Source organism: Mesorhizobium sp. P160219 (assembly GCF_057786095.1).
On record NZ_JBYNWG010000001.1, the window covers coordinates 4,578,804 to 4,604,505 of the forward strand.

Sequence of the window (25,702 nt, forward strand, 5' to 3'; positions counted from 1 at the left end):
CCGTTTTTTTGGCAGTGGAGGCCACTTTTTACATGAAAAAGATCGAAGCGATCATCAAGCCGTTCAAGCTAGACGAAGTGAAGGAAGCGCTTCAGGAGGCCGGTCTGCAAGGCATTACCGTGACCGAGGCCAAGGGCTTTGGCCGCCAGAAAGGCCATACCGAACTCTATCGCGGCGCCGAATATGTCGTCGACTTCCTGCCCAAGGTGAAGATCGAAGTCGTGCTGGGCGACGACGCCGTCGAAGGCGCCATCGAAGCCATCCGCAAGGCGGCGCAGACCGGCCGCATCGGCGACGGCAAGATCTTCGTCTCCAACATCGAGGAGGTCGTTCGCATCCGCACCGGCGAAACGGGGATGGACGCCGTCTGAGCTTTCTGATTTCAGATTAACGTCTCCTCGAAACGTCATCACACAGGGAAGAAACGACATGACGACAGCCAAAGACATCATGAAGCAGATCAAGGACAACGACGTGAAATTCGTCGACCTGCGCTTCACCGATCCGAAGGGCAAGCTGCAGCACGTGACGATGGATGTCATCGAGGTCGAGGAAGACATGTTCGCCGACGGCGTCATGTTCGACGGCTCCTCGATCGCCGGCTGGAAGGCGATCAACGAGTCCGACATGGTGCTGATGCCCGATGCGGACACCGTCCACATGGATCCGTTCTTCGCCCAGTCGACCATGGTCATCCTGTGCGACATTCTCGATCCGGTCTCCGGCGAATCCTACAACCGCGATCCGCGCGGCACTGCCAAGAAGGCCGAGGCCTACATGAAGGCCGAAGGCATCGGCGACACCATCTATGTCGGCCCCGAAGCCGAGTTCTTCGTCTTCGACGACGTCAAGTACAAGGCCGATCCCTACAACACCGGGTTCAAGCTGGACTCGACCGAACTTCCGTCCAATGACGACACCGACTACGAGACCGGCAATCTCGGCCACCGCCCGCGCGTCAAGGGCGGCTACTTCCCTGTGCCGCCGATCGACAGCGCGCAGGACATGCGCTCCGAAATGCTGACCGTGCTCGCCGAAATGGGCGTGCGCGTCGAAAAACACCATCACGAGGTTGCCGCTGCCCAGCACGAGCTCGGCATCAAGTTCGACACGCTGGTCCGCAACGCCGACAAGATGCTGATCTACAAATATGTCGTGCACCAGGTCGCCAACGCCTATGGCAAGACGGCCACCTTCATGCCGAAGCCGATTTTCGGCGACAACGGCTCGGGCATGCACGTCCACCAGTCGATCTGGAAGAACGGCAAGCCGACCTTCGCCGGCAATGAATATGCCGGCCTGTCGGAGTCGTGCCTGTTCTACATCGGCGGCATTATCAAGCACGCCAAGGCCATCAACGCCTTCACCAACCCGCTGACCAACTCCTACAAGCGCCTTGTGCCTGGCTATGAAGCCCCGGTGCTGCTCGCCTACTCCGCGCGCAACCGTTCCGCCTCCTGCCGCATTCCGTTCGGCTCGTCGCCGAAAGCCAAGCGCGTCGAGGTCCGCTTCCCCGATCCAGGCGCGAACCCCTACCTCGCTTTCGCCGCCATGCTGATGGCCGGCCTCGACGGCATCAAGAACAAGATCCACCCGGGACAGCCGATGGACAAGGATCTTTACGATCTGCCGCCGAAGGAACTGAAGAAGATTCCGACCGTCTGCGGTTCGCTGCGCGAAGCGCTGCAAAGCTTGGACAAGGACCGCGGCTTCCTGAAGGCCGGCGGCGTCTTCGACGACGACCAGATCGACTCTTACATCGAGCTCAAGATGGCCGAAGTGATGCGCTTCGAAATGACCCCGCATCCGGTCGAATACGACATGTACTATTCGGTCTGAACGATAAGCCTCAGCGACAAGGAAAAACCCCGGCGTCAGTTCAGACGCCGGGGTTTTTGTTTGACCAATAGCAGACCGTAGACGTGGTAGCAGCAGGCTACGGCGCAGGCTTACGAAGCCTGCGCCGCTATAGATGCTTAGGCGGCCGCCGAAACCTGGGCGCTGGTCGAAACCTCCGCGATGGTCTTCAGGATCTGCGAAGCGATCTGGTAGGGGTCGCCCTGCGAGTTCGGGCGGCGGTCTTCCAGGTAACCCTTGTAGTCATTGTTGACGAAGGAATGCGGCACGCGGATCGAAGCGCCGCGGTCGGCGATGCCGTAGCTGAAGCGGTTCCACGGAGCGGTCTCATGCTTGCCTGTCAGGCGCTTGTCGTTGTCCGGGCCGTAGACGGCGATGTGGTCCATCAGGTTCTTGTCGAATTGAGCCATCAGCGCTTCGAAATAGGCCTTGCCGCCGACTTCGCGCATATAGGCGGTCGAGAAGTTGGCGTGCATGCCCGAGCCGTTCCAGTCGGTGTCGCCGAGCGGCTTGCAGTGATACTCGATGTCGATCTCGTATTTTTCGGTCAGGCGCTGCAAGAGATAGCGGGCCATCCACATCTGGTCGGCGGCCTTCTTGGAGCCTTTGCCGAAAATCTGGAATTCCCACTGGCCCTTGGCCACTTCGGCGTTGATGCCTTCATGGTTGATGCCTGCTGCGAGGCAGAGGTCGAGATGCTCCTCGACGATCTGGCGCGCGATCGGGCCGACATTCGAATAGCCGACGCCGGTGTAGTACGGGCCCTGCGGCGCCGGATAGCCGCTCTCGGGGAAGCCGAGCGGACGGCCGTCCTTGTAGAAGAAATACTCCTGCTCGAAGCCGAACCAGGCGCCCTCGTCGTCGAGGATGGTGGCGCGCTTGTTGGACACATGCGGCGTCACGCCATCTGGCATCATCACTTCGCACATCACCAGCACGCCATTGGTGCGGGCCGGATCGGGGAACACGGCAACCGGCTTCAGCACGCAATCGGAGCTATGGCCTTCGGCCTGCTGCGTCGAGGAACCGTCAAAGCCCCACAGCGGCAGCTGCTCGAGCGTCGGGAACTCGGCGAACTCCTTGACCTGGGTCTTGCCGCGAAGATTGGGGACCGGCGTGTAACCATCGAGCCAGATATACTCGAGCTTGTATTTCGTCATTCTAGAGCCTCTCGTTGCTTGATCACCGAACCTGGATGACGTCGGCGCGCCGAGCCATCCAGCAGCCCAGCTGCCGGTCGATAAAATGCAAATCGTGTGCCACTTCAGTTGGTCAGGGTGCGGCAAAAATACCCTTTCATCCCGCCGGTGATGGCAAGCCGCCTAAGCAATGCGCCCGGATCAATCAAAGGCAGAATTTGCTTAAATAACAGGCAAATGCAGATCTTTCTTTAGGCATCTTGCCTAAAAGGATTGCAGGACCTACCTTGATGGAAAGATGAATCGAAGAGCCTCTCCAGAAGAAAGGAGACCGACCATGGAAATCACCTCAGCCCGTCCGTCGGCCAAAATCCTGATGTTCCCGGCGGCATCGCGTGTAACTGCCTCAAATTTAGGCGTAAAGGCCAAGTTTGCGGCAGAGCTTGCTTCGCTGCGCGATCACCCGCTTGCCCATGGCGAGGCCTGGTATCATGAGGCCGCCATTGCGGAGGCCGAACAGCCTCGCAAGAGCTAGGCGTCTTCCGCGCTGACAGATCGAACAGGCCCACAAATCAAAAACCCGGCGCGATCGCTCGCGCCGGGTTTTTTGTTTGATACAGAGCCGTCGGCTACTGCTTGGTATGCAGGTCGGTGCCGAGCGTATCCCTGACGAAGATCATGCCGATGATCAGCGTCACCGCCGCGATCACCACCGGATACCAGAGCCCGTAGTAGATATCGCCCTTGTAGGCGCTGAACGCGAAAACGATCGCGGGCAGCAGGCCGCCGAACCAGCCATTGCCGATGTGATAGGGCAGCGACATGCCGCTGTAGCGGATGCGGGTCGGGAACATCTCGACCAGGATCGCGGCGATCGGCCCGTAGACCATGGTCACATAGAGGACCAGGATGAACAGGATGCCGATGACCTTGGCCCAGTTGACCTGTGCGGGGTCGGCAAACATCGCGAACGCGCCCGCTGCCGGAACGCTGTAGACGGTCACCTCGGTGGCGCCCGCGGCCTCATCCTTGGTCAGCACCTTGTCCTTGATCGCCTGTTCGGTCGGGACCGCGGTCTTTTCGCCGGCGCGGATGGCTGCCGCATCGAGCTTCAGTTCAGGATTGGCCGCGACAAAGGCGTCGAGCTTCTGGTCGGCAACCTTGGCGGCAGCGCGCTTCAACGGGTAACCGCCACCCTGAAGCGCGAGGTTGATACCCTTCTTGAAGGCAGCGTCGCTTGCAGCCTTCTTGTCGCCCGCGGCCTTGGCATCATAAGACGCCACGGTTTCGCTGCCGATCATGACACTCGCCGGGGTCCCCGCCGCCGCGGTAGAGACGATGTCGTAAGGCACCGAGTTCTTGGCAAGGAAGTCGGTCGCGATATCGCACGAACTGACCGGTACGCGCGTGCCGGTCGGGTTGAACTGGAAGTTGCAGTCTCCCGGAGCCGCCGTCACCGTGGCGCGCGTGTTCTGCTGTGCGGTGGCGAGCGCCGGATTGGCGGCCCAGGTCAACGCCTTGAACAGCGGGAAGGTGGTGACGACCGCCAGCGCAAGACCGGCCATGATGATCGGCTTGCGGCCGATCTTGTCGGACAGCCAGCCGAAGAAGACGAAGAAGCCCGTGCCGAGTGCCAGCGCAATGGCGATCATGATGTTGACCGACTGCGCGTCGACCTTGAGCACATTGGCCAGGAAGAACAGTGCATAGAACTGCCCATTGTACCAGACCACGGCCTGACCGGCGGTGAGGCCGAACAGCGCCAGGATGGCGATCTTGGCGTTTTTCCACTGGCCGAAGGCTTCCGACAGCGGCGCCTTGGAACTCTTGCCCTCCTCCTTCATGCGCAGGAAGGTCGGCGATTCCGAAAGCGACAGCCGGATCCAGACCGAAATGCCCAGCAGGATGGCCGAGACCAGGAAAGGAATGCGCCATCCCCAGGCGTTGAAGGCGTCCTTGCTTACGGAATTCTGCACCAGCAGGATGACAATCAGCGACAGGAACAGGCCGAGCGTCGCCGTCGTCTGGATCCATGACGTGTAGAAGCCGCGACGGTCATCCGGCGCATGTTCCGCGACATAGGTCGCGGCGCCGCCGTACTCGCCGCCAAGCGCCAAGCCCTGCAGCATGCGCAGCGCGATCAACAGGATCGGCGCCAGAATGCCCAGTGTCTCTGAGCCCGGAAGCAGGCCGACAAGGAAAGTCGACAGACCCATGATCGTGATGGTGACGAGGAATGTGTATTTGCGGCCGACGAGATCGCCGATGCGGCCGAACACCAGCGCGCCGAACGGGCGCACGATGAACCCGGCGGCGAAGACCAGCAGCGTGAAGATGTAGCGGGTGCTTTCGGGAAACGAGTTGAAGAAGGTCAAGCCGATCGCGCCGGCCAACGCTCCGTAGAGATAGAAATCATACCATTCGAAAACCGCGCCCAGTGAGGAGGCGAAGATGACCTTCTTCTCCTCTCGTGTCATGCCGCGGCTGGCTCCGCCGGCGGTCGATGCCAATGCCATTGAACTGTCCTCCCGTGAATCGTCTGCCTTCGACGCTGGGCGTCATCGTCGGCGTTCCCTCCGAACGCGACTCGAACCAGCCATCGGCGTAAAAAATGACAGAAAGCGACCGCCGGAGGCAGACAGACCTTGGATTTATGACTTTGGTATTAGGTGCAGTGCGGCAAAGGCCGAGGATCAGGTCTTCAGCGCATCGAGCAGGCCGACGGCCGCCATCATGTCGCGTTTGCGGGCCGAGCGGCGTGCGACAGCCTCGGCATCCTGGCCCCAATGCTCGATCTGCCAGTCCTCGTCGACATGGCCGGCGGCCCAAGCCGCATCGCCGTCGAGCGCACCGTAATCGACCGCCAGCGCCAGCAGCGCCGACCCGGTCAGCGAAGTCATGACATGGATTGCGGCCAGCCGCAGCGGCTCGGCACGCTGGGCAAGATGAGCGCCGAGCACTGCGATGCTCTCGCGCGGCTGCTCGACATGGATGATGCCCTCGGCGAGATTGAACCGAGCCCCTAATGTCACCCTCGCCCAGTCGATCACCGGATCCCAATGCTGGTTCTGCCGCTCGACCAGCCCCTGCGGCGCGTCGGCGCGGTAGCAGGTCAGATCGGACGAGGCGAAGCGCAAGACGTCCTCCAGCACCGCCTGCGGGTCGCTGGCGACCCCGTCGATGGCGGTGTTGGCCAGACGCAACACCGGCATCGTGACCGGGTCGATGGTCTCGCCCTGTGCAGCGAACTCATTGGCGACCAGGGCGGCGGCCTTTTCGGTCGGCAGCGCCAGCAGCGCCTTGCCCGGCGTGCGCACCGGCTTGCCGTCGAGATGGACGGCAAAACCGTCTTCCACAGCTGCGACCGACACGTCCTTGTAGAAGCGCTTCGGCAGGTGCGTCTTCATCTGGATCTGCGCGCGGCGCACCGGATCCGGATCGGACAGATGCTTTCCCGCTTCGAGGTCGTTGAGGATGTCACGCATGGTCGAACTTTCTATCCAGGTACCTGCTTGCGCGCCGGCCGGTTGACGATGATCAGGCCGACAGCGATCAGCCCAAGCGCCACAAAGATCCTGGTCGTCGGCGCCTCGCCCAGAATGATAGCGCCGCAGAGGACGCCGAACACCGGCGACAGAAAAGCGAAGCTCGACAGGCCCGATGCCGGATAGCGCCTGAGCAGCCAGAACCACAGCACATAGGTGAAGGCAACTATATAGAGCGACTGGAACAGCAGCGCCAATGTCGGCAAGGCAGTCATCGCGCGGATCGGCGGGCCGGCGAAAGGCATCACCAGGACACCGACAATGGCCGCACCGGCCAGCTGATAAAGCAGCAATTTCTCGGCACTGGTCTCGACCAGTTTCGAACGCTTGATGACGATGCTGGTCGCCGCCCACAGGATGCCCGAGCCGAGGCTGAGCAGATCGCCCATCAAGGTCACGTCTGTGCCGCCGGCAATCCCGTCGGAAAACACCGCCACCAGGCCGCAGAAGGCGAGAACGAGCCCGCCAAGCTTGCGCGCGTTGATACGCTCACCGAGCAGGAAATGGCCGCCGATCAGGACCCAGAACGGCATGGTGTTGACCAGCAGCGTGTTGCGGGCAACGGTCGTGTATTCCAGCCCGATATAGAGGCACAGGAACTCGACGCCGAACAGCACGCCGACAATGATGCCGGCGACAAGCGACCCGTCGGCCTTAAACAGCCTGATGCCGCGCAGCCAGCACCAGCCGAGCACACAGAGCCCGCCGATGATCGAACGTGCGATCGAGACGAAAACCGGATCGAAGCCGGCATAGGAGATCTTGGCGGCGACGTAGTTCAATCCCCAGGAAAAGGTCAGCCCGACCATGATGGAAGCAGCAGCCAGATCGACCGCATCGCGGCGATCCAATGCCGAGGCAACGCCCAATGTCAGTCCTCCGCGCTGGCGTCGTCGAAGCCGATCAGGTTCCAGCTCTGGCGCATATGCGGCGGCATCGGCGCGGTGACGTCGATGACGCCCTTGTCCGGGTGCGGAATGACGATGCGGCGCGCATGCAGATGCAGGCGGTTCTGAATGCCGCCCGGAAAGTCCCAGTTGGTGTCGGCCTCGAAATATTTGGGGTCGCCAAGGATCGGGCAGCCGATATAGGCGGCATGAACGCGCAGCTGGTGGGTGCGGCCAGTGTACGGCTCCATTTCCAGCCAGGTCATCGTCTGGGCCGCCTGCTCGATGATGCGATAGTAGGACACGGCGTGGTCGGCGCCCTTTTCGCCATGGGCTGCCACGCGCACGCGGTCGCCGTCCTCGGTCGGCTCCTTGATCAGCCAGGTCGAGATCTTGTCCTCACGCTTGGGCGGGACGCCCTTGACCAGCGCCCAATAGGTCTTCTTGGTCTCGCGCGCCCGGAATGACTCGGAAAGCTTCATCGCCGCAAGCCTGGTGCGGGCAACCACCAGCACGCCCGACGTGTCGCGGTCGAGCCGGTGCACCAGGCGCGGCTTCTCGCCCTTCTGGCTGCGCCAGGCCTCCAGCATGTCGTCGACATTGCGGGTGACGCCCGAGCCGCCTTGCACCGCCAGGCCCGCCGGCTTGTTGAAGACGAAGACTTTTGGATCTTCGTGGATCAGCATCTTGGCCAGCACATCGGCGTCGCCCTGGTTGCGGATCGAGTAACCCGTAAGCGCACTCTCGCCCTTCTTGTCGACCTCGAGCGGCGGCACACGCACCACCTGGCCGGGCTCGACACGGCTGTCGGCCTTGACCCGGCCGCCATCGACGCGGATCTGGCCCGAGCGCAGCAACTTCTGCAGATGGCCAAAGCCGAGACCGGGGAAATGGGTCTTGAACCAGCGATCGAGCCGCATGCCCGCCTCGCCGGCCTCCACCGTGATCTGTTCTACGCCTGCCATGATTTTCGCTTTATCCGTTTCTAGCGCGTGACCCCGAAAATCTACTCCGGCTTTCGGAAAGGATCATGCGCAAGATCAAAGTTTCTGCAGCGCGTCCAGAGGATGCGGCGTGCTCCAGGTCGGGGCAATAACACTATGAAACGGTTCTTGCGAGCCAAAGTCCCAGAAACAGGGCGATAATGGCGCCAACGACGCTGGCCAGCGCATATCCCAACGCCGGCAGCGTCGCTCCGCGCTCCCACAGGGTCGCGAAATCGAGCGAAAAGGCGGAGAAGGTGGTGAAGCCGCCAAGGATGCCGGTGGCGACGAACAGCCGGAGCTCATTGGAACCGCCGCGCCGCATCAGCGCGGCGATGAACAGCCCCATGGCAAAGGAGCCGACGATGTTGATCGCCATCGTCCCCCAGGGGTAGTTGGGGCCGACGAGGCGCAAGGCGCCGATGTTGGTAAGGTGGCGGATGCCGGCGCCGATGCCGCCGCCGACCACAACGAGAAGCAGATTGAACATGCCCAATCCCTTCAGGCCAACGCCTCAGGTCGTCTCGACCTTCTTTGCCTTGCTCGAGCCGATCATCTTCCAGTTCTTGTAGAACATGGAATTGATGCGCTCGACGGTGACCGAAACGATGGCCAGAAGTCCGGCGATGAAGCCGGGGAACGGCGACGGGCGGATGATGTCCATGAACACGCAGTAGCGGCGTCCGTCATACTCGTTGACCGAGCGGTGCAGCAGCGTGTCGTCGAAAATATAGAGTGGGTTGTCGTGCCAGTAATTCCTGGCGCCGTTGCATTCGACGAAAACCTCTGCCTTCACCGGCAAGAGATTGTAGAGGATGCGCAGGCTGAGCCGCAGCGGTCCGAAATGCCAGGAAGTCAATTCCTTGCCTCTGAAGACAGACACGGCAATGGTCTTGATGTATTTGAAATCCTTGTTGAATTCTGCGACATTGTCGATCCGGTGCTTGCCGTACCACTGATAGACATACATGCCGCGACGACCGGTGCCGAAATTGGCGTCGATATCGGCGATGATCTCGTCCTTGCGCGCCTTGAAGACGTCAAGAACCTCGTTGACCTCGCGCTGATAATCGGCAGGAAACTGCTCCAGCTTCCACACACCCGGGTTGCGGTAGCAAACGAGGTCCACCAGCAGATTGAAGGGCGACAGCAGCCAGGTGAAGATGCCATTGCCGAGGAAATAGCCGCGCAACAGCGACAGATCCTTGCTGGCGTTGCGCAGCACATCGATCAGGCCGCAGACGATCCAGATCGTGGTCAGGATCGGAATGAAATAGAAGCCGAGCGCGAGCAGCGGGACAGCAATCACAGCCTGGCGAAGCGTCTTGCGAAGGGATTTTGTCATTTCTGTTCGCGCGGCGCGCTGTCCCCGTTCCGAATTATCGCCCGTCCTGGCAGCCTCCCGGCCGAGTCATGCGACGTGATAGGGCTTTTTGTCATGCGGTACAATCACACTGCTGTGACTGGCGGGGACAGAATTTCAGTTCATCGCGGGCAGGCCGAGTTCGTCCCGTTTGTCCCGCGCGCCTATTTTTCCCGCTCGCTGCGCAGCTTTGCCCAATAGTCCAGCCGTTTCTTGATATCGCGCTCGAAGCCGCGTTCGGGCGGATCGTAAAAGATCTGCCGGCCCATCTTTTCGGGGAAATAGTCCTGGCCGGAAAAGGCATCGGGCTGGTCGTGATCGTAGCGGTAGCCGGCGCCATAATCCCCCTCTTTCATCAGCTTGGTCGGCGCGTTGAGGATGTGCTTGGGCGGCAGCAGCGAACCGAACTCCTTCGCCGCCCGCGTGGCTGCCTTGAAGGCGGTATAGACGGCGTTGGATTTGGGCGCGGTGGCGAGATAGACGGTGGCCTCGGCGAAGGCCAGTTCGCCTTCGGGCGAGCCGAGGTAGTCGTATGCGTCCTTGGCGGCGTTGGCGATAACCAGCGCCTGCGGGTCGGCCAGCCCGATATCCTCCATCGCCATGCGCACCAGCCGGCGGCCGAGATAGAGCGGATCCTCGCCGGCGTCGAACATGCGGGCAAGATAATAAAGCGCCGCGTCCGGATCGGACCCGCGCACCGACTTGTGCAGCGCCGAGATCAGATTGTAGTGACCGTCCTGGCCCTTGTCATAGATCGGCGCGCGGCGCTGCACGATGCGCTGCAACCCTTCGGGATCAAAAACCTCGCCGGGTTTGGCGGCGCGCCAGACTTCCTCGGCCAGCGTCAGCGAGGCCCGGCCGTCGCCATCGCTCATGCGGATGAGCATCGCCCGCGCCTCGTCGTCGAGCGGCAGCGCCCTGCCCTCCGTCTCCTCCGCCCGCGTCATCAGTTTGGCGATGCTGTCCTCGCCCAGCGAGTGAAACACCAGCACCCGCGCTCGCGACAGAAGCGCGGCGTTCAGCTCGAACGATGGATTTTCGGTGGTGGCGCCGACCAGAACAACTGTTCCATCCTCCATGACCGGGAGGAAAGAGTCCTGCTGGGCACGGTTGAAGCGATGGATCTCGTCGACGAACAGCAGCGTCTGGCGGCCATTGGTGCGGCGCAGCTTCGCTGCTTCGAACACTTTCTTCAGGTCGGCGACGCCGGAAAACACCGCCGATATCTGCTCGAAAGCAAGACGGGTCTCGCCGGCCAGCAGCCGCGCAACGGTAGTCTTGCCGGTGCCGGGTGGCCCCCAGAAAATCATCGAGCCGAGCGAACCGGAGTTGATGAGCCGCGTCAGTGCGCCGTCGGGGCCGGTCAGATGCTCCTGGCCGACGACCTCGCCAAGGTTTTTCGGGCGCAGCCGATCGGCCAAAGGCCGGCCGGGCGGCGCTCTTTCCGGTTCATCGACGCTGAACAGATCGGCCATCTAGGTCTTCTGGTTGGAGCACGATCCTCAGAAATGGGAAGATCGCCTCAGTAACGCAACACCTGGCGCAGTATCTGCCCGCCGCGCTCGACGGTAAAGCGCCACCAGCGCGTATCCTGCTGGGCAAGCTGCGCCAGTGTCGCCGCCGTATCGACGGTGGTGCCGTTCACCTCGCGCACGATGTCGCCGGGCTGGAAGCCGAAATCGGCAGCCGGCGAATCGCGGTTGATGTCGACCACGGTGACGCCCTTGAGGTCGGTGCGCAGGCCAAGCCGCTGGGCGAGCCTGGGCGACAGTTCCGCGACCTTGGCGCCGGAGAATGGGCTGCGGCCATGCAGCGTCACTTCCGACGCCTTGGCGCCTTCCGGCGCGCGCTCCAGTGCGATCTCCATCGTCGCCTGCTGGCCCTTGCTCAGGATGGCGAAGGTCGCCTTGGTGCCGATCGACAGGGTCGCCATGCGGTAGTCCAGCGCCTCGATGCCTTCGACGGTCGTGCCATTGAGCTGCAGCACGACATCGCCGGGCTTCAGCCCTGCCTTGGCCGCCGGTCCGGCTTCCTCGACCGACGACACCAGCGCGCCGGTCGGCTTCTCCATGCCAAGCGATTCGGCGATCTGAGGTGTGACCGCTTCGAACTCGGCGCCTATATAGGGCCGCTCGAAGAAATCGAGCCCGGCCTTGGCCGCATCGGCGAAGGCACGCACCATGTTGGCCGGGATGGCAAAGCCGATGCCGATCGAGCCGCCGCTGCGGCTGTAGATGGCGGTGTTGATGCCGACCAGCTGGCCGCCCATGTTGATCAGCGCGCCGCCGGAATTGCCGGGATTGATGGCGGCGTCGGTCTGGATGAAATAGCCCGAATCCGAAACGCCGATATGGCTGCGGGCAAGCGCCGAAACGATGCCGCTGGTGGTGGTCTGGCCGACGCCGAACGGATTGCCGATGGCCAGCACCAGGTCGCCGACCTCGAGCGCGTCGGAATCGCCGATGGCGATCACCGGAAACGGCTTGTCGGAGGTGATCTTGAGCACGGCGAGGTCGAGCGTCTCGTCCTTGAGCATGACCTTCGAGGTGAATTCGCGCCCGTCGGCGGTCGCGACCTTGACCTCGTCGGCATCCTTGATCACGTGGAAATTGGTGACGACGACGCCGCTCGGATCGACCAGCACACCCGAGCCGAGCGAGGATTGCGCGCGCGGCTGTGCGCGGCCAAAAAATTCCTCGAAGAACGGGTCGCCGTCAAAGGGCGACGTGACCTTGGCCGTCTGCGAAGCATAGACATTGACCACGGCCGGCGCCGTCTGCTTGACCAGGGGGGCAAACGACAGCTGCACCTCTTCGCGGCCGAACGGCACGCGCTTGTCGGGACCGGAGGTGCCGTTCTCGCCCTCGACGCCATGCAAGAGGTCGGTCAGCACATCGGAGAGCCCCGGATCGGCTGGCTTGGCGGCGTCCTCGGCCAGAGCCTGCCTGACTGTCGGCGCGGCTGCGAACGCCATCATGGCGAAGAGCAGAACAAGAGACAGTCGGTTGGCGCGCATTCGCGAATCCTCCAAGGCAAGTTCGGGGGCATTGTCCCGACGATTGTGCAGAATGAAAGGCTAATGCACTGAAATGCGGCGATTGTCGTGCAAAAGCACTTGGCCGGCAGGCAAAAAAGCCTGGCGAAGCATGCCCTCGCGACAATGCAAAAAAGGGGCCCGAAGGCCCCTTGAAGTCATTCCTGAAAAACCGAGCCTTATGCGGCAGCGGCTTCCTCGTCGGTGCCTTCGGCCTCGATGCGGGCGCGGTCGCCGGCGCCCTTGGCCGAGGTGTCGCGATCGACGAACTCGATGACTGCCATGGCGGCATTGTCGCCGTGGCGGAAGCCCGCCTTCATGATGCGCAGATAGCCGCCATTGCGGGTGGCGTAGCGCGGCGCGATCGTGTCGAACAGACGCTTGACGACGCCTTCATTGCCGATCTGGGCAATGACCTGGCGGCGCGCATGCAGGTCGCCGCGCTTGCCGAGCGTCACCAGCTTCTCGACGATCGGACGCAAATCCTTCGCCTTCGGCAGGGTGGTGACGATCTGTTCGTGCTCGAGCAGCGACACGGCGAGGTTGGCGAACATCGACTTGCGATGGCTAATGCTTCGGGCGAAGCGGCGGCCTTTAAAACCGTGGCGCATGGCTCTTTTCCTTCTTCAGTTGTTCAAGAGGCCGTGGCCTCTGATGGTTTTCCGCATGACCGTCGGATCGAGCGGCCCACGCCGCCGATCCTTGGAAATTCATGCTCAATATTGGTCTTCGTAACGCTTGGCGAGGTCTTCGATGTTTTCCGGCGGCCAGTCCGGCACTTCCATGCCGAGGTGCAGGCCCATCGCCGCGAGCACTTCCTTGATCTCGTTCAGCGACTTGCGGCCGAAGTTCGGGGTGCGCAGCATCTCGGCTTCGGTTTTCTGGATAAGATCGCCGATATAGACGATGTTGTCGTTCTTCAGGCAGTTGGCCGAACGCACCGAAAGCTCGAGTTCGTCCACCTTCTTGAGCAGCGCCGGGTTGAAGGCGAGCTCGGTGACGGCCTCGGTGGCGACTTCCTTCTGCGGCTCGTCGAAATTGACGAACAGGCCAAGCTGGTCCTGCAGGATGCGGGCAGCGAAAGCCACCGCGTCCTCCCCCGAGATCGAACCGTCGGTCTCGATAGTCATGGTCAGCTTGTCATAGTCGAGAACCTGGCCCTCGCGGGTGTTCTCGACCTTGTAGGAGACCTTCTTGACCGGCGAATACAGGCTGTCGACCGGGATCAGGCCGATCGGCGCGTCTTCGGCGCGGTTGCGGTCGGCCGGCACGTAACCCTTGCCGGTGTCGACGGTGAATTCCATGCGGATTTCAGCGCCCTCGTCCAGCGTGCAGATGACGTGGTCGGGGTTGAGGATCTCGACGTCGCCAACCGTCTGGATGTCGCCAGCCAGAACCGCACCCGGGCCCTGCTTGCGAACGACCATGCGCTTGGGACCATCGCCTTCCATGCGGATGGCGATTTCCTTGATGTTGAGGACGATGTCGGTCACGTCCTCACGCACGCCGGCAATCGACGAGAATTCATGCAGAACGCCGTCGATCTGCACGGCGGTGACAGCCGCACCGCGCAGCGAAGACAAAAGCACGCGGCGCAGCGCGTTGCCGAGCGTCAGGCCGAAGCCACGCTCGAGCGGCTCGGCGACCAGCGTGGTCAGCGTCTTCTTCTTCGACGAGAACTCGATCTTGTTCGGCTTGATCAGTTCCTGCCAATTTTTCTGGATCATGATGCTTTCCTTCCGTTGACCCGCCACCATCCAATCGTGGCGGGCGACCTGGAGTGCCGTGGAGGAGCGCCTTGAGGCGCTCACGCGGCGTTCGGTAATGTCTTAGACGCGGCGCTTCTTGCGCGGGCGGCAGCCATTGTGCGGGATCGGCGTCACATCACGGATCGAGGTGATGGTGAAGCCGGCCGCCTGCAGGGCGCGAAGCGCCAATTCACGACCGGAGCCGGGTCCGCAGACCTCGACTTCGAGCATGCGCATGCCGTGTTCCTGGGCCTTCTTGGCGACGTCTTCGGCAGCCATCTGGGCGGCGAACGGGGTCGACTTGCGCGAACCCTTGAAGCCCTGGGCACCGGCCGACGACCAGGCAATGGAATTGCCCTGCGCGTCGGTGATGGTGATCATCGTGTTGTTGAAGGTCGAATTGACGTGGGCAACGCCCGACGAGATGTTCTTGCGTTCGCGACGGCGAACACGAGCGGCTTCCTTGGCCATGATAGTCCTTTCAGTTGATCTCTACACCGCCGTAATGCCAGCGGCTCCACCTTTGAAAGCGAGTAGTGAGCAGGGACCAGCGAATAGGGAACCCCTACTCGCTAATGGCTACTCGCTATTCGCTCACTTACTTCTTCTTGCCGGCAATCGACTTGGCCGGGCCCTTGCGGGTGCGTGCATTGGTGTGCGTGCGCTGGCCGCGAACCGGCAGCGAACGGCGGTGACGCAGACCGCGGTAGCAGCCGAGGTCCATGAGACGCTTGATGTTCATCGACACTTCGCGGCGCAGGTCGCCTTCGACCTGGTAGTCGCGGTCGATGGTCTCGCGGATCTGCAGCACTTCCGCGTCCGTCAGCTGGTTGACGCGGCGCTCGGCCGGGATGCCGACCTTGTCGACGATCTCCTGGGCGAACTTCTTGCCAATGCCGTGAATGTACTGAAGCGCAATGACGACGCGCTTGTTGGTCGGAATGTTGACGCCGGCTATACGAGCCATATTCTTCTCTTCTCCATGTGGGACCGGCCGGCCTTCAAAACAAGGCATGCGCGGCGCTGTTCAAATTACCCCGCGTCCGGTGGAGGCCGGCCCTTGCGGGAGTTCCCTAGTTTCAATGCGGCTGCCTTGCCCTTGCGGACAAGCAAGCCTCATGCCTGATAGGAAGACGGGCCGCCATAACCCAGCGAACCGTTCCAGTCAAGCGCAATCTCTACTTTGCCGTAACGGTTTCCCGCGTCACCGCCGCGAGCAGCGCTTCAATCTCCGCCGTCACGGTCTCGACAGGGGCCATGCCGTCGACACTCCTAAGCGAGCGTTTGGCATAATAATAGCCGATCAGCGGCGCGGTCTTCTTGTAATATTCCCGCAGGCGCTCTTCGAACACCACCGGATTGTCGTCCTTGCGCACCGGCTGTCCGGCGGCCTTGGCGTCGTCGGCGCGCTTGACGATGCGGCCGACCAGCGCTTTGTCGTCGACGACGAACTCGATCACGGCATCGAGGCCAATGCCGCGCTCGGCGAGCATCGATTCAACCGCATCAGCCTGCACCAGCGTGCGCGGATAGCCGTCGAGAATGAAACCGTTGATGCAATCGGGCTGATCGATGCGCTCGGCCACGATGGCGTTGACGATGGCGTCGGAAACCAGCTCGCCGGCGTCCATCACCGCCTTGGCGCGCTTGCCGACTTCGGTGCCGGCCTGCACGGCCGCCCGCAGCATGTCACCCGTCGACAGCTGCGGTATGCCGTATTTTTCTACCAGTCTTTGTGCTTGCGTCCCCTTGCCCGCTCCTGGCGGCCCAAGCAATATCAATCTCATCTGGCCTTCTTCCCCCCGCGCAGCTTCGACTTCTTGATCAGGCCCTCATACTGGTGCGCGATCAGGTGACCCTGGATCTGCGCCACCGTATCGAGGGTTACACTGACCACGATCAGAAGCGATGTGCCACCGAGGTAGAATGGTACGCCAGTCGCCGAAATCAGGAACTCGGGCAGCAGGCACACCAGCACCAGATAGATGGCGCCGACGACGGTGATGCGCGTCAGGACATAGTCGATGTAATCGGCGGTGCGCTCACCCGGACGGTAGCCCGGAATGAAGCCGGAATGCTTCTTGAGCTGGTCGGCGGTGTCCTTCGGATTGAACACGATGGCCGTGTAGAAGAAGGCGAAGAACACGATCATTGCCGCATAGAACAGCATGTAGAGCGGCTGGCCGTGGCCGAGCGAGGCGAGCACGGTGCTTGCCCAGGCCGGCAGGTTTGTCGTCTGCGAGAAGCCGGCGACCGTTGCCGGCAGCAAAAGCAGCGACGACGCGAAGATCGGCGGAATGACGCCCGACGTGTTGAGCTTCAGCGGCAGATGCGAGGTATCGCCCTGGAACATGCGGTTGCCGACCTGGCGCTTCGGATACTGGATCAGCAGGCGGCGCTGCGCGCGCTCGAAGAACACGATCAGCGCGATGACGATGATAGCCAGCACGATGATCGCGAGTATCAGCCCGGTCGATAGGGCGCCGGTGCGGCCGAGCTCCAGCGTGCCGGAGATGGCGCGCGGCAGGCCGGCGACGATGCCGGAAAAGATGATCAGCGAAATGCCGTTGCCGATGCCGCGGGCGGTGATCTGCTCGCCCAGCCACATCAGGAACATGGTTCCGCCAACCAGCGTGACGACGGTCGAGATGCGGAAGAACATGCCGGGATCATTGACGATGCCGTTGCCGCCTTCCAGGCCCACCGAAATGCCGTAGGCCTGCACCAGCGCCAGGAGTACCGTGCCGTAGCGCGTGTACTGGTTGATGACCTTGCGGCCCTGCTCGCCTTCCTTTTTCAGCGCCTCCAGCGACGGAATGACCGAGGTCATCAGCTGCATGATGATGGAGGCTGAGATGTAAGGCATGATGCCGAGCGCGAAGATCGCCATGCGCTGCACGGCGCCGCCGGCGAACATGTTGAACATGCCGAGCACGCCCTTGGCCTGCGAAGAGAAGGCCTGCGCGAATGCATCCGGATTGATGCCGGGCAGCGGGATATAGGTGCCGAGGCGATAGACGAGCAGCGCGCCGACGGTGAACCAGATTCGCTTCTTCAGGTCCTCCGCCTTGGCGAAAGCCGCAAAATTCAGATTCGAGGCTAGTTGTTCAGCAGCCGAAGCCATGCCTGATTCTCCGCTAGAGCATGATGCCGAAAAGTGTGAAGCGGTTTTCGGACAACGTCATGCGCTACTTCTTTGATTTGTATGTCACGCTCGATGCCCGCAGCTCAGGCGGCGCGTGGCACCGAAGCTCACGAGATAAGCTCCGGGCTCTAAACATGCAAGCGGCCGCGTTGACGCGGCCGCCTAATTGATTGGATCAAAGCGCAATCGTGAACAAAAACGGATAGCGTTCCTGCCGACCGCGCTTCAAATTGCCGTTACTCCGCTGCCGCTTCCGGCAGCTTGACCGAACCGCCGGCCTTTTCGATCTTCTCGATCGCGGCCTTGGAGGCGCCCGCGACGTCGAAGGCAAGCTTTGCCTTGAGCTCGCCGTCCGAGAGGATGCGCACGCCGTCCTTGACGCGGCGGATGACGCCGGCGGCAACGAGCGCCTCGGCCGTCACGGTCGCCTTGGCGTCAAGCTTCTTGGCATCGAGCGCCGTCTGGATACGAGCCAGCGACACGACGACAAAGCTCTTGGCGAAGATGTTATTGAAGCCACGCTTCGGCAGGCGCCGATAGAGCGGCATCTGGCCGCCCTCGAAGCCGTTGATGGCAACGCCGGAGCGCGCCTTCTGGCCCTTGACGCCGCGACCGCCGGTCTTGCCCGAGCCGGAGCCGATGCCACGGCCGAGACGCTTCTTGGAGTGCGTCGCGCCGTCCTTGTCACGCAGATCGTTGAGTTTCATCTGGGTTCTCCTGCGCTTTTGCTCAGCCCTCGTCCACGACGCGGACGAGATGCTGGACGGCAGCGATCATGCCGCGCACCGAGGGAGTGTCCTCCAGAGTGCGCTGCTTGTGCATCTTGTTGAGGCCGAGGCCGACCAGCGTCGCGCGCTGTTCCTTCGGGCGGCGGATCGGCGAACCGATCTGCTCAACGGTGATGGTCTTGGTTGCTTTCTTGGCCATGGTCAAAATCCCTGGTCAGATCGACTATTCTTCAGCCGCAACGGCGGTGCCGCGGCGGGCCTGAAGGGTCGAATACTTGATGCCTCGTGCAGCAGCCACATCCTTGGGATGCATCTGGCTCTTCAGCGCGTCGAATGTGGCACGAACCATGTTGTAGGGGTTCGACGAACCCATCGACTTGGCGACCACGTCATGCATGCCGAGCGTCTCGAAGACAGCGCGCATCGGGCCGCCGGCGATGATGCCGGTACCCTGCTTGGCAGCGCGCAGCAGCACGCGTCCGGCGCCCCAGCGTCCTTCGACGTCGTGGTGCAGCGTGCGGCCCGAGCGCAGCGGCACGAAAATCATGTCGCGCTTGGCCGACTCAGTTGCCTTGCGGATCGCTTCCGGCACTTCGCGCGCCTTGCCGTGACCGAAGCCGACGCGGCCCTTCTGGTCGCCGACGACGACGAGTGCTGCAAAACCGAAGCGACGGCCGCCCTTGACGACCTTGGCGACACGGTTGATGTGGACGAGCTTGTCCACCATGCCGTCATCGCGTTCTTCACGATCGCGGCCGCGGCCGCCATCCCTACGTTCCTGTGCCATATCCTGTTCCTTGTTTTTTTCCGGAAGCACGGTTGCTGATAAGATCCGGTGCGCCTCTTTGGGTCACCGGGGGCGAATTATTTTTCCTTGCATGATCTTGTCCGAAAAGTCTGCAACTTTTTGCTGCGCTGACCTTCGGTTCGGGATCAGGCAATTAGAAGCTCAGACCGCCTTCACGGGCAGCCTCGGCCAGCGCCTTGACGCGGCCGTGATAGATATAGGCGCCGCGGTCAAAGACGACTTCCTTGACGCCGGCCTTCGAAGCACGCTCGGCGATCAGCTTGCCAACAGCGGCTGCTGCCTCGGTGTCGGCGCCGGTCTTGAGCGAACCCTTGAGGTCCTTCTCGAGTGTCGATGCAGCCGCGATGGTATGGCCCTTGGCATCGTCGATGACCTGCACGTAGATGTTCTTCGACGTGCGGTGAACCGAGAGACGCGGACGTTCGCCGGCGACCTTCTTGATCTGGCGGCGGACGCGCTGCGCGCGGCGCTGGATGGATTCCTTGGTAGCCATGATAGTCTTCCTTGCCTTCAAAAAACGGGGGCCGCCATGTGCGGTAGGCGAAAGCGCCTCCCGCGACCGCTCCCCGCGGCGTTGCACTTCTTTGGCTTGGCCTTTTCCGAAAAGTCTGCAACTTTTCGGGGCCAGGCCTACTACTTCTTCTTGCCTTCCTTGCGGACGATCTTCTCGCCGGCATAGCGGACACCCTTGCCCTTGTAGGGCTCGGGACCGCGATACTCGCGGATCTCGGCTGCAACCTGGCCGACCTGCTGCTTGTCGATGCCGGTCACGGTGATTTCCGTCGGCTTCGGCACGGCGATCGTGATGCCGGCCGGCGTCTCGTAAACGACGTCGTGGCTGAAGCCAAGCGCCAGCTGCAGGTTCTTGCCCTGGAGTGCCGCGCGATAGCCGACGCCGGTGATCTCGAGCTTCTTCTCGAAACCGTCCTTGACGCCCTGCAGGATGTTGACGATCTGCGTGCGCGACATGCCCCACTTGGAGCGGGCGGTCTTGGTCTGGTCACGCGGCTGGACAGCGATTTCGCTGCCTTCCATCTTGACCAGCACTTCGTCGTTCACCACGAACTTCAGCTCGCCCTTGGGGCCCTTCGCCGTCACGGTCTGGCCGTTGACGGTCGCGGTCACGCCCTGCGGCAGCGAAACGGGTTTCTTTCCAATACGAGACATTTGGTTGTCCTCGTCACTTCTCTTGTTTCAGGTCTGCCGAATTAGAAAATCTGGCAGAGGATTTCGCCGCCGACATTCTGTTCGCGTGCTTCGTGATCGGCCATCACGCCCTTCGGCGTCGAAAGGATGGCGATGCCGAGGCCGTTGGCGACGTGCGGGATCGACTTGGCCGAAACGTAAACGCGGCGGCCAGGCTTCGAGACGCGGGCGATTTCGCGCACGACCGGAGCACCGTCGAAATACTTCAGCTCGATTTCGATTTCGGACTTGCCGTTGTCGAAGTCGGTCTGGCTGTAGTCGCGGATATAGCCTTCAGCCTTCAGCACGTCGAGGACGCGGGTACGCAGGCGCGACGCCGGCGTCGAAACGCTCGACTTCTTACGGCCATACGCGTTGCGGATGCGGGTCAGCATATCGCCGAGAGGATCGCTCAATGACATGTTATGTCCTCCTTACCAGCTCGACTTGACCAGGCCCGGGATCTGGCCGTTATTGCCGAGATCACGAAGCGCGATGCGCGATACTTTGAGCTTGCGATAATAGGCGCGCGGACGGCCGGTAACTTCGCAGCGGTTGCGGATGCGGATCTTGGCCGAGTTGCGCGGCAGGGCAGCAAGCTTCAGCTGAGCGCGGAAACGCTCTTCCATCGGCTTGGACTGGTCCATGATGATCGCCTTGAGCGCTGCGCGCTTGGGACCGTACTGGTCGGCAAGCTTGCGGCGCCTGTTGTTCTTCTCGACTGAGCTGGTCTTTGCCATTTCAGATTTTTCCTTTTCTCGCTGCCGTTACTGGCGGAAGGGGAAGTTGAAGGCCTTGAGCAATGCCCTGGCTTCGTCGTCCGTCTTCGCAGTCGTACAAACGATGACGTCCATGCCCCAGATCTGATCAACCTTGTCGTAGTTGATCTCCGGGAACACGATGTGTTCCTTGATGCCCATGGCGTAGTTGCCACGGCCATCGAAGCTCTTCGGATTCAGTCCGCGAAAGTCGCGGACGCGCGGCAGTGCGATGTTCACGAGACGGTCGAGGAACTCGTACATGCGTTCCTTGCGCAGCGTGACCTTGGCGCCGATCGGCATCTTCTCGCGGACCTTGAAGCCGGCGATCGAATTACGGGCGCGGGTGACGACGGCCTTCTGGCCGGCGATCATCGCCAGGTCTTCGGCCGCGATCGAAGGCTTCTTCGAATCCGCGGTCGCTTCGCCGACGCCCATGTTCAGCACGATCTTGTCGATGCGCGGAACCTGCATCTCGTTCTCGTAGCCGAACTGCTCCTGCAGCGCCTTGCGGATGGTCTCGTTGTAGACCTGCTTGAGGCGCGGCGTGTTCTGGGCCTTGGACTGTTTGCTTTCAGCCTTGGGCTTCGTGGTTTGAGCCTTAGCCATTGATGACTTCTCCCGAGCGCTTGGCGACGCGCACCTTCTTGCCGTCCTTCTGGAAGATGAAGCCGACGCGGGTCGGCTTGCCATCCTTGGGGTCGGCGAGCGCGATGTTCGACAGCTGGATCGGCGCTTCCTTGGTGATGATCCCGCCCTCTTGGGACTGGGACTGCTTCTGGTGACGACGGATCATGTTGACGCCGCGCACCAGCGCGGTGTCTTCCTTCGGCTGAACCGAGAGGACTTCGCCCGAACGGCCCTTGTCCTTGCCGGCCAGCACGACGACCTTGTCGCCTTTTCTAATCTTTTGCATTGGTCCGGCTCCTTACAGCACTTCAGGCGCGAGCGAGATGATCTTCATGTGGTTCTTGGCGCGGAGTTCGCGCGGAACCGGTCCGAAGATACGCGTGCCGATCGGCTCTTTCTTGTTGTCGACGAGAACGGCCGCGTTCTTGTCGAAACGGATCACGCTGCCGTCCGGGCGGCGGATGTCCTTGGCCGTGCGAACCACGACCGCCTTCATCACATCGCCCTTCTTAACGCGGCCGCGCGGAATGGCTTCCTTGATCGACACCACGATGATGTCGCCTACGGAAGCGTATTTCCGCTTCGAGCCGCCCAGCACCTTGATGCACATGACACGACGGGCGCCGGAATTATCCGCGACGTCGAGGTTTGTTTGCATCTGAATCATGACTGGCCGCCTTCTTCTCTTCTAACGGGACGGGCTCAAAGCCCCTCCCCGGTCTGTCCTAAATTCGGTTTGTTACGCCTGGTCCGAAGACACGACGATCCAGCGCTTGTCCTTGGAAATCGGCTTCGATTCCTGGATGAACACCTGATCGCCGACCTTGTGGGCGTTGTTCTCGTCGTGCGCCTTGTACTTCTTGGTCATGCGCACGGTCTTCTTCATCACGGGATGCGTGAAGCGCCGTTCGACCTTGACGACTACCGTCTTCTCGTTCTTGTCGCTGACGACAGTGCCCTGCAGAATGCGCTTTGGCATGATTTTCGTCCTTAAGCCTTCTTGGCCGCGGACTTTTCCGCAGCGATGGTCTTGATACGCGCAATGTCCTTGCGAACCTGCCGCACGCGCGCGGTCTTCTCGAGCTGGCCGGTGGCCTTCTGGAAGCGCAGGTTGAACTGCTCCTTCTTCAGGCTGGCCAGATCGTCGGTCAGCTGGTCCTGGGTCTTCGTCCGGATGTCTTCGGCTTTCATGATCAGCCCGTCCTTATTCTGCGATGCGCTGTACGAAGCGCGTCCTGACCGAGAGCTTGGCCGCGCCGAGACGCAGCGCCTCACGGGCGGTTTCTTCGTTGACGCCGTCGATCTCGAACATGATGCGGCCCGGCTTGACGCGCGCCGCCCAGTAATCGACAGCGCCCTTGCCCTTGCCCATGCGCACTTCGGTCGGCTTCGACGTCACCGGCACATCAGGGAAAATACGGATCCACACGCGGCCGGCACGCTTCATCTCACGAGTGATCGCGCGGCGGGCCGCCTCGATCTCACGCGCGGTGACGCGGTTCGGCTCAAGCGCCTTCAGCCCGAAACCACCAAAATCCAGGTTGGTGCCGCCCTTTGCGGTACCATGGATACGGCCCTTGAACTGCTTGCGGAACTTTGTGCGCTTTGGCTGCAGCATCGTTCTAACTCCAAATTCCTAAATAATCAGGCGTTTTCGCGACGACGACCGCGTTCGCGATCGCCACCACCGCCATGCGCAGCATCACCCTCGGTCGCGCGACGCTCCGAAGCCATCGGATCGTGCTCGAGGATTTCGCCCTTGAACACCCAGACCTTGACGCCGCAGATGCCGTAAGCCGTATGCGCTTCGGCCGTGCCGTAGTCGACATCGGCGCGCAGCGTATGCAGCGGCACGCGGCCTTCTCGGTACCATTCCATGCGCGCAATCTCGGCGCCGCCGAGACGGCCGGCGCAGTTGATGCGGATGCCTTCGGCGCCCAGGCGCATCGCCGACTGAACGGCGCGCTTCATGGCGCGGCGGAACGCGATACGACGCTCGAGCTGCTGGGCGATCGACTGGGCGACCAGGGTCGCGTCGATTTCCGGCTTGCGCACTTCAACGATGTTCAAGTGCGTCTCGGACTTCGTCATCTCCATCAGCTTCTTGCGAAGCTTTTCGATGTCGGCGCCCTTCTTGCCGATGATCAGGCCCGGGCGCGCCGCATGGATGGTGACGCGGCACTTCTTGTGCGGGCGCTCGATCACGACCTTCGAAATCGCAGCCTGCTTGAGTTCCTTTTCAAGATATTTGCGGATCTTGATGTCCTCATGCAGCAGTTTGCCGTACTCGCCGGTGTTCGCGAACCAGCGCGAATCCCAGGTGCGGTTGATGCCGAGGCGCAGACCGATCGGATTGACTTTCTGGCCCATTATGCGGCCTCCCCTTTTTCTTCGACTTCACGAACGACGATCGTGAGGTGCGAGAACGGCTTTTCGATACGGCTGGCGCGACCGCGGCCACGAGCATGGAACCGCTTCATGACGATCGACTTGCCGACATAGGCTTCCGCCACGATCAGCGCATCGACGTCAAGGTCGTGGTTGTTTTCCGCGTTGGCGATCGCCGATTCCAGCGTCTTCTTGACCGTGCCGGAAATCCGCTTGGCCGAGAATTCGAGATCGGAAAGCGCTGTCGCGACCTTCTTGCCGCGGATCAGCGCGGCAACCAGGTTCAGCTTCTGCGGGCTGATACGGATCGTGCGCAGAACGGCGCGCGCTTCGTTGTCAGCAAGCCTGCGCGGAGCTTTGGCCTTGCCCATGATTATTTCCTCTTCGCCTTCTTATCCGCGCCGTGACCGTAATAGGTCCGGGTCGGAGCGAATTCACCGAACTTGTGACCGACCATGTCCTCGTTCACCGAGACGGGAACATGCTTCTGTCCGTTGTAGACACCGAAGGTGAAGCCGACGAACTGCGGCAGGATGGTGGAGCGACGGCTCCACATCTTGATCACCTCATTGCGACCACCTTCACGAACCTTGTCCACCTTCTTGAGAAGGTAGCCGTCGATGAAGGGGCCTTTCCAAATAGAACGAGTCACTTGGCGTTACCTCTTCTTAGCTCTTGCGCTGATGGCGCGAGCGCAGGATGAACTTGTCGGTCGCCTTGTTGGACCGCGTCTTCTTGCCCTTGGTCGGCTTGCCCCACGGGCTGACCGGATGACGGCCACCGGAGGTGCGGCCTTCACCACCGCCATGCGGATGGTCGACCGGGTTCATGGTCACGCCGCGATTGTGCGGGCGCTTGCCGCGCCAGACCGTGCGGCCGGCCTTGCCGTCGTTGATGTTGCCGTGGTCGGGGTTCGACACGGCGCCGACGGTGGCCATGCAGGAGCCGTGAACGACACGCTGCTCGCCCGAATTGAGGCGCAGGATCGCCATGCCCTGGTCGCGACCGACCAGCTGGCCGTAGCCACCCGCCGAGCGGGCAACCTGGGCGCCCTTGCCCGGCTTCAGCTCGATGTTGTGGACGATCGTGCCGACCGGCATCGAGGCCAGCGGCATCGCATTGCCCGGCTTCACGTCGACCAATTCGCCGGCCACGATCTTGTCGCCGGCGGCAAGGCGCTGCGGAGCGATGATGTAGGACAGCTCGCCATCGTCATACTTGATCAGCGCGATGAAGGCGGTGCGGTTCGGATCGTATTCAATGCGCTCGACCGTGCCGACGACGTCGAACTTGCGGCGCTTGAAGTCGATGATGCGGTACGAACGCTTGTGACCGCCGCCGATGAAGCGGGCCGTGATGCGGCCGTGATTGTTGCGGCCGCCCGACTTGGTCAGGCCTTCGGTCAGGCCCTTGACGGGCTTGCCCTTGTAGAGGCCCGAGCGGTCGACGATGACCAGCTGGCGGGTGCTCGGCGTTACCGGGTTGAATTTTTTAAGTGCCATTG

At 61.9% G+C, this 25,702-nt stretch carries 35 protein-coding genes; 3 read left to right on the forward strand and 32 right to left on the reverse strand.

Annotated features, from left to right (window positions below; genetic code table 11):
- The first annotated feature begins 32 nt into the window (after positions 1–32).
- Complete coding sequence (locus AC3EMP_RS22220) at positions 33–371, forward strand: P-II family nitrogen regulator (protein WP_006205430.1); 339 nt, start codon at positions 33–35, stop codon at positions 369–371.
- Positions 372–429: 58 nt separating this feature from the next.
- Complete coding sequence (gene glnA / locus AC3EMP_RS22225; protein ID WP_023672775.1) at positions 430–1,839, forward strand: type I glutamate--ammonia ligase; 1,410 nt, start codon at positions 430–432, stop codon at positions 1,837–1,839.
- Positions 1,840–1,976: 137 nt separating this feature from the next.
- On the opposite strand, the gene AC3EMP_RS22230 is transcribed toward glnA, so the two are convergent.
- A complete protein-coding gene (locus AC3EMP_RS22230) occupies positions 1,977–3,017 on the reverse strand; it encodes a glutamine synthetase beta-grasp domain-containing protein (protein ID WP_023672774.1) in 1,041 nt (346 codons plus the stop codon).
- Between the two features lie 316 nt (positions 3,018–3,333).
- On the opposite strand from AC3EMP_RS22230, the gene AC3EMP_RS22235 reads away from it, so the two are divergent.
- Entirely contained in the window at positions 3,334–3,531 is a 198-nt protein-coding gene (locus AC3EMP_RS22235) for a DUF2735 domain-containing protein (protein ID WP_023691255.1), read from the forward strand.
- Between the two features lie 94 nt (positions 3,532–3,625).
- Here AC3EMP_RS22235 and AC3EMP_RS22240 read toward each other — a convergent pair whose 3' ends face one another.
- From AC3EMP_RS22240 to rplB, 31 genes are all read right to left on the reverse strand, one after another.
- Positions 3,626–5,512, reverse strand: coding sequence for an MFS transporter (locus tag AC3EMP_RS22240; RefSeq protein WP_352712913.1), 1,887 nt, complete (start codon positions 5,510–5,512; stop codon positions 3,626–3,628).
- Positions 5,513–5,689: 177 nt separating this feature from the next.
- Positions 5,690–6,481: an ATP12 family chaperone protein gene (locus AC3EMP_RS22245; RefSeq protein WP_352712911.1), complete on the reverse strand. Its 792-nt coding sequence runs from the start codon at positions 6,479–6,481 to the stop codon at positions 5,690–5,692.
- 11 nt (positions 6,482–6,492) lie between these two features.
- Positions 6,493–7,350 (reverse strand): DMT family transporter, encoded by an 858-nt coding sequence (locus AC3EMP_RS22250; RefSeq protein WP_352842721.1) that lies wholly within the window; start codon positions 7,348–7,350, stop codon positions 6,493–6,495.
- Between the two features lie 62 nt (positions 7,351–7,412).
- Positions 7,413–8,393, reverse strand: a complete 981-nt coding sequence (locus AC3EMP_RS22255) for an RluA family pseudouridine synthase (protein WP_023672769.1) — start codon at positions 8,391–8,393, stop codon at positions 7,413–7,415.
- 133 nt (positions 8,394–8,526) lie between these two features.
- Positions 8,527–8,901, reverse strand: coding sequence for a fluoride efflux transporter CrcB (crcB, locus tag AC3EMP_RS22260; protein ID WP_023688419.1), 375 nt, complete (start codon positions 8,899–8,901; stop codon positions 8,527–8,529).
- A gap of 24 nt (positions 8,902–8,925) precedes the next feature.
- Positions 8,926–9,756: an aspartyl/asparaginyl beta-hydroxylase domain-containing protein gene (locus tag AC3EMP_RS22265; protein WP_488494673.1), complete on the reverse strand. Its 831-nt coding sequence runs from the start codon at positions 9,754–9,756 to the stop codon at positions 8,926–8,928.
- 182 nt (positions 9,757–9,938) lie between these two features.
- Positions 9,939–11,249 carry a replication-associated recombination protein A gene (locus AC3EMP_RS22270; RefSeq protein WP_023714163.1) on the reverse strand — a complete coding sequence of 437 codons (1,311 nt, stop codon included), beginning with the start codon at positions 11,247–11,249 and terminating at the stop codon, positions 9,939–9,941.
- A 47-nt stretch (positions 11,250–11,296) separates the two neighbouring features.
- Positions 11,297–12,790: a DegQ family serine endoprotease gene (locus AC3EMP_RS22275; protein WP_023688416.1), complete on the reverse strand. Its 1,494-nt coding sequence runs from the start codon at positions 12,788–12,790 to the stop codon at positions 11,297–11,299.
- 197 nt (positions 12,791–12,987) lie between these two features.
- Complete coding sequence (rplQ, locus tag AC3EMP_RS22280; RefSeq protein WP_023682598.1) at positions 12,988–13,419, reverse strand: 50S ribosomal protein L17; 432 nt, start codon at positions 13,417–13,419, stop codon at positions 12,988–12,990.
- Positions 13,420–13,524: 105 nt separating this feature from the next.
- Positions 13,525–14,535: a DNA-directed RNA polymerase subunit alpha gene (locus AC3EMP_RS22285; RefSeq protein WP_023682599.1), complete on the reverse strand. Its 1,011-nt coding sequence runs from the start codon at positions 14,533–14,535 to the stop codon at positions 13,525–13,527.
- Between the two features lie 102 nt (positions 14,536–14,637).
- Positions 14,638–15,027 carry a 30S ribosomal protein S11 gene (rpsK, locus tag AC3EMP_RS22290; protein WP_488494674.1) on the reverse strand — a complete coding sequence of 130 codons (390 nt, stop codon included), beginning with the start codon at positions 15,025–15,027 and terminating at the stop codon, positions 14,638–14,640.
- A 127-nt stretch (positions 15,028–15,154) separates the two neighbouring features.
- Positions 15,155–15,523, reverse strand: a complete 369-nt coding sequence (gene rpsM, locus AC3EMP_RS22295) for a 30S ribosomal protein S13 (protein ID WP_006205445.1) — start codon at positions 15,521–15,523, stop codon at positions 15,155–15,157.
- Between the two features lie 211 nt (positions 15,524–15,734).
- Complete coding sequence (locus AC3EMP_RS22300) at positions 15,735–16,343, reverse strand: adenylate kinase (protein WP_023726809.1); 609 nt, start codon at positions 16,341–16,343, stop codon at positions 15,735–15,737.
- On the reverse strand, positions 16,340–17,680 hold the full coding sequence (gene secY / locus AC3EMP_RS22305; RefSeq protein WP_023672761.1) for a preprotein translocase subunit SecY: 1,341 nt from the start codon (positions 17,678–17,680) through the stop codon (positions 16,340–16,342). The genes AC3EMP_RS22300 and secY overlap by 4 nt, the downstream gene beginning before the upstream one ends.
- Before the next feature lie 257 nt (positions 17,681–17,937).
- Complete coding sequence (gene rplO, locus AC3EMP_RS22310) at positions 17,938–18,408, reverse strand: 50S ribosomal protein L15 (protein WP_023672760.1); 471 nt, start codon at positions 18,406–18,408, stop codon at positions 17,938–17,940.
- 22 nt (positions 18,409–18,430) lie between these two features.
- The gene (gene rpmD, locus AC3EMP_RS22315; protein WP_006205449.1) at positions 18,431–18,628 is read right to left on the reverse strand and encodes a 50S ribosomal protein L30; all 198 of its coding nucleotides are present in this window, start codon (positions 18,626–18,628) and stop codon (positions 18,431–18,433) included.
- Positions 18,629–18,652: 24 nt separating this feature from the next.
- Positions 18,653–19,216, reverse strand: a complete 564-nt coding sequence (rpsE, locus tag AC3EMP_RS22320; protein ID WP_006333394.1) for a 30S ribosomal protein S5 — start codon at positions 19,214–19,216, stop codon at positions 18,653–18,655.
- A gap of 154 nt (positions 19,217–19,370) precedes the next feature.
- Positions 19,371–19,730 (reverse strand): 50S ribosomal protein L18, encoded by a 360-nt coding sequence (rplR, locus tag AC3EMP_RS22325; RefSeq protein ID WP_023682602.1) that lies wholly within the window; start codon positions 19,728–19,730, stop codon positions 19,371–19,373.
- A 140-nt stretch (positions 19,731–19,870) separates the two neighbouring features.
- A complete protein-coding gene (gene rplF / locus AC3EMP_RS22330) occupies positions 19,871–20,404 on the reverse strand; it encodes a 50S ribosomal protein L6 (protein WP_352597277.1) in 534 nt (177 codons plus the stop codon).
- Positions 20,405–20,445: 41 nt separating this feature from the next.
- Entirely contained in the window at positions 20,446–20,844 is a 399-nt protein-coding gene (gene rpsH / locus AC3EMP_RS22335) for a 30S ribosomal protein S8 (RefSeq protein ID WP_006205453.1), read from the reverse strand.
- Positions 20,845–20,856: 12 nt separating this feature from the next.
- Positions 20,857–21,162, reverse strand: coding sequence for a 30S ribosomal protein S14 (gene rpsN, locus AC3EMP_RS22340; protein WP_010909282.1), 306 nt, complete (start codon positions 21,160–21,162; stop codon positions 20,857–20,859).
- Between the two features lie 27 nt (positions 21,163–21,189).
- Positions 21,190–21,789 carry a 50S ribosomal protein L5 gene (gene rplE, locus AC3EMP_RS22345; protein WP_023672755.1) on the reverse strand — a complete coding sequence of 200 codons (600 nt, stop codon included), beginning with the start codon at positions 21,787–21,789 and terminating at the stop codon, positions 21,190–21,192.
- Positions 21,782–22,096, reverse strand: a complete 315-nt coding sequence (gene rplX / locus AC3EMP_RS22350) for a 50S ribosomal protein L24 (protein WP_013531428.1) — start codon at positions 22,094–22,096, stop codon at positions 21,782–21,784. The genes rplE and rplX overlap by 8 nt, the downstream gene beginning before the upstream one ends.
- A 12-nt stretch (positions 22,097–22,108) precedes the next feature.
- Positions 22,109–22,477, reverse strand: coding sequence for a 50S ribosomal protein L14 (gene rplN / locus AC3EMP_RS22355; RefSeq protein ID WP_006205457.1), 369 nt, complete (start codon positions 22,475–22,477; stop codon positions 22,109–22,111).
- A gap of 72 nt (positions 22,478–22,549) precedes the next feature.
- Complete coding sequence (gene rpsQ, locus AC3EMP_RS22360; protein WP_010909280.1) at positions 22,550–22,789, reverse strand: 30S ribosomal protein S17; 240 nt, start codon at positions 22,787–22,789, stop codon at positions 22,550–22,552.
- An 11-nt stretch (positions 22,790–22,800) separates the two neighbouring features.
- Positions 22,801–23,001 carry a 50S ribosomal protein L29 gene (rpmC, locus tag AC3EMP_RS22365; protein WP_006205459.1) on the reverse strand — a complete coding sequence of 67 codons (201 nt, stop codon included), beginning with the start codon at positions 22,999–23,001 and terminating at the stop codon, positions 22,801–22,803.
- Positions 23,002–23,014: 13 nt separating this feature from the next.
- On the reverse strand, positions 23,015–23,428 hold the full coding sequence (rplP, locus tag AC3EMP_RS22370) for a 50S ribosomal protein L16 (RefSeq protein ID WP_006205460.1): 414 nt from the start codon (positions 23,426–23,428) through the stop codon (positions 23,015–23,017).
- 26 nt (positions 23,429–23,454) lie between these two features.
- The gene (gene rpsC, locus AC3EMP_RS22375; RefSeq protein WP_023672753.1) at positions 23,455–24,180 is read right to left on the reverse strand and encodes a 30S ribosomal protein S3; all 726 of its coding nucleotides are present in this window, start codon (positions 24,178–24,180) and stop codon (positions 23,455–23,457) included.
- Positions 24,180–24,569: a 50S ribosomal protein L22 gene (gene rplV, locus AC3EMP_RS22380; protein WP_006205462.1), complete on the reverse strand. Its 390-nt coding sequence runs from the start codon at positions 24,567–24,569 to the stop codon at positions 24,180–24,182. Before rplV ends, rpsC begins: the two co-directional genes overlap by 1 nt.
- Positions 24,570–24,571: 2 nt before the next feature.
- Positions 24,572–24,850, reverse strand: coding sequence for a 30S ribosomal protein S19 (rpsS, locus tag AC3EMP_RS22385; protein ID WP_006205463.1), 279 nt, complete (start codon positions 24,848–24,850; stop codon positions 24,572–24,574).
- A gap of 16 nt (positions 24,851–24,866) precedes the next feature.
- Positions 24,867–25,700, reverse strand: coding sequence for a 50S ribosomal protein L2 (gene rplB / locus AC3EMP_RS22390; protein WP_488494675.1), 834 nt, complete (start codon positions 25,698–25,700; stop codon positions 24,867–24,869).
- Positions 25,701–25,702 lie beyond the last annotated feature (2 nt).

Coding starts and splice junctions, on each gene's coding strand:
- AC3EMP_RS22255 (WP_023672769.1), bottom strand. CDS start 8,393: ATGGCAGGCGTAGAACAGATCACGGTGGAGGCCGGCGAGGCGGGCATG.
- AC3EMP_RS22230 (WP_023672774.1), bottom strand. CDS start 3,017: ATGACGAAATACAAGCTCGAGTATATCTGGCTCGATGGTTACACGCCG.
- rplX (WP_013531428.1), bottom strand. CDS start 22,096: ATGCAAAAGATTAGAAAAGGCGACAAGGTCGTCGTGCTGGCCGGCAAG.
- AC3EMP_RS22250 (WP_352842721.1), bottom strand. CDS start 7,350: ATGGTCGGGCTGACCTTTTCCTGGGGATTGAACTACGTCGCCGCCAAG.
- rpsQ (WP_010909280.1), bottom strand. CDS start 22,789: ATGCCAAAGCGCATTCTGCAGGGCACTGTCGTCAGCGACAAGAACGAG.
- AC3EMP_RS22245 (WP_352712911.1), bottom strand. CDS start 6,481: ATGCGTGACATCCTCAACGACCTCGAAGCGGGAAAGCATCTGTCCGAT.
- AC3EMP_RS22285 (WP_023682599.1), bottom strand. CDS start 14,535: ATGATCCAGAAAAATTGGCAGGAACTGATCAAGCCGAACAAGATCGAG.
- rplP (WP_006205460.1), bottom strand. CDS start 23,428: ATGCTGCAGCCAAAGCGCACAAAGTTCCGCAAGCAGTTCAAGGGCCGT.
- AC3EMP_RS22220 (WP_006205430.1), top strand. CDS start 33: ATGAAAAAGATCGAAGCGATCATCAAGCCGTTCAAGCTAGACGAAGTG.
- AC3EMP_RS22275 (WP_023688416.1), bottom strand. CDS start 12,790: ATGCGCGCCAACCGACTGTCTCTTGTTCTGCTCTTCGCCATGATGGCG.
- rpsK (WP_488494674.1), bottom strand. CDS start 15,027: ATGGCCAAGGAAGCCGCTCGTGTTCGCCGTCGCGAACGCAAGAACATC.
- AC3EMP_RS22265 (WP_488494673.1), bottom strand. CDS start 9,756: ATGACAAAATCCCTTCGCAAGACGCTTCGCCAGGCTGTGATTGCTGTC.
- AC3EMP_RS22235 (WP_023691255.1), top strand. CDS start 3,334: ATGGAAATCACCTCAGCCCGTCCGTCGGCCAAAATCCTGATGTTCCCG.
- rpsM (WP_006205445.1), bottom strand. CDS start 15,523: ATGGCTCGTATAGCCGGCGTCAACATTCCGACCAACAAGCGCGTCGTC.
- AC3EMP_RS22240 (WP_352712913.1), bottom strand. CDS start 5,512: ATGGCATTGGCATCGACCGCCGGCGGAGCCAGCCGCGGCATGACACGA.
- rplV (WP_006205462.1), bottom strand. CDS start 24,569: ATGGGCAAGGCCAAAGCTCCGCGCAGGCTTGCTGACAACGAAGCGCGC.
- rplB (WP_488494675.1), bottom strand. CDS start 25,700: ATGGCACTTAAAAAATTCAACCCGGTAACGCCGAGCACCCGCCAGCTG.
- rpsN (WP_010909282.1), bottom strand. CDS start 21,162: ATGGCAAAGACCAGCTCAGTCGAGAAGAACAACAGGCGCCGCAAGCTT.
- rplE (WP_023672755.1), bottom strand. CDS start 21,789: ATGGCTAAGGCTCAAACCACGAAGCCCAAGGCTGAAAGCAAACAGTCC.
- glnA (WP_023672775.1), top strand. CDS start 430: ATGACGACAGCCAAAGACATCATGAAGCAGATCAAGGACAACGACGTG.
- rplF (WP_352597277.1), bottom strand. CDS start 20,404: ATGTCTCGTATTGGAAAGAAACCCGTTTCGCTGCCGCAGGGCGTGACC.
- rplR (WP_023682602.1), bottom strand. CDS start 19,730: ATGGCTACCAAGGAATCCATCCAGCGCCGCGCGCAGCGCGTCCGCCGC.
- crcB (WP_023688419.1), bottom strand. CDS start 8,901: ATGTTCAATCTGCTTCTCGTTGTGGTCGGCGGCGGCATCGGCGCCGGC.
- AC3EMP_RS22270 (WP_023714163.1), bottom strand. CDS start 11,249: ATGGCCGATCTGTTCAGCGTCGATGAACCGGAAAGAGCGCCGCCCGGC.
- secY (WP_023672761.1), bottom strand. CDS start 17,680: ATGGCTTCGGCTGCTGAACAACTAGCCTCGAATCTGAATTTTGCGGCT.
- rpmC (WP_006205459.1), bottom strand. CDS start 23,001: ATGAAAGCCGAAGACATCCGGACGAAGACCCAGGACCAGCTGACCGAC.
- rplN (WP_006205457.1), bottom strand. CDS start 22,477: ATGATTCAGATGCAAACAAACCTCGACGTCGCGGATAATTCCGGCGCC.
- rplQ (WP_023682598.1), bottom strand. CDS start 13,419: ATGCGCCACGGTTTTAAAGGCCGCCGCTTCGCCCGAAGCATTAGCCAT.
- rpsC (WP_023672753.1), bottom strand. CDS start 24,180: ATGGGCCAGAAAGTCAATCCGATCGGTCTGCGCCTCGGCATCAACCGC.
- rpmD (WP_006205449.1), bottom strand. CDS start 18,628: ATGGCCAAGAAAGCAACCAAGACCATCACCGTTGAGCAGATCGGTTCG.
- rpsH (WP_006205453.1), bottom strand. CDS start 20,844: ATGTCATTGAGCGATCCTCTCGGCGATATGCTGACCCGCATCCGCAAC.
- rpsE (WP_006333394.1), bottom strand. CDS start 19,216: ATGGCACAGGAACGTAGGGATGGCGGCCGCGGCCGCGATCGTGAAGAA.
- rplO (WP_023672760.1), bottom strand. CDS start 18,408: ATGAAACTCAACGATCTGCGTGACAAGGACGGCGCGACGCACTCCAAG.
- AC3EMP_RS22300 (WP_023726809.1), bottom strand. CDS start 16,343: ATGAGATTGATATTGCTTGGGCCGCCAGGAGCGGGCAAGGGGACGCAA.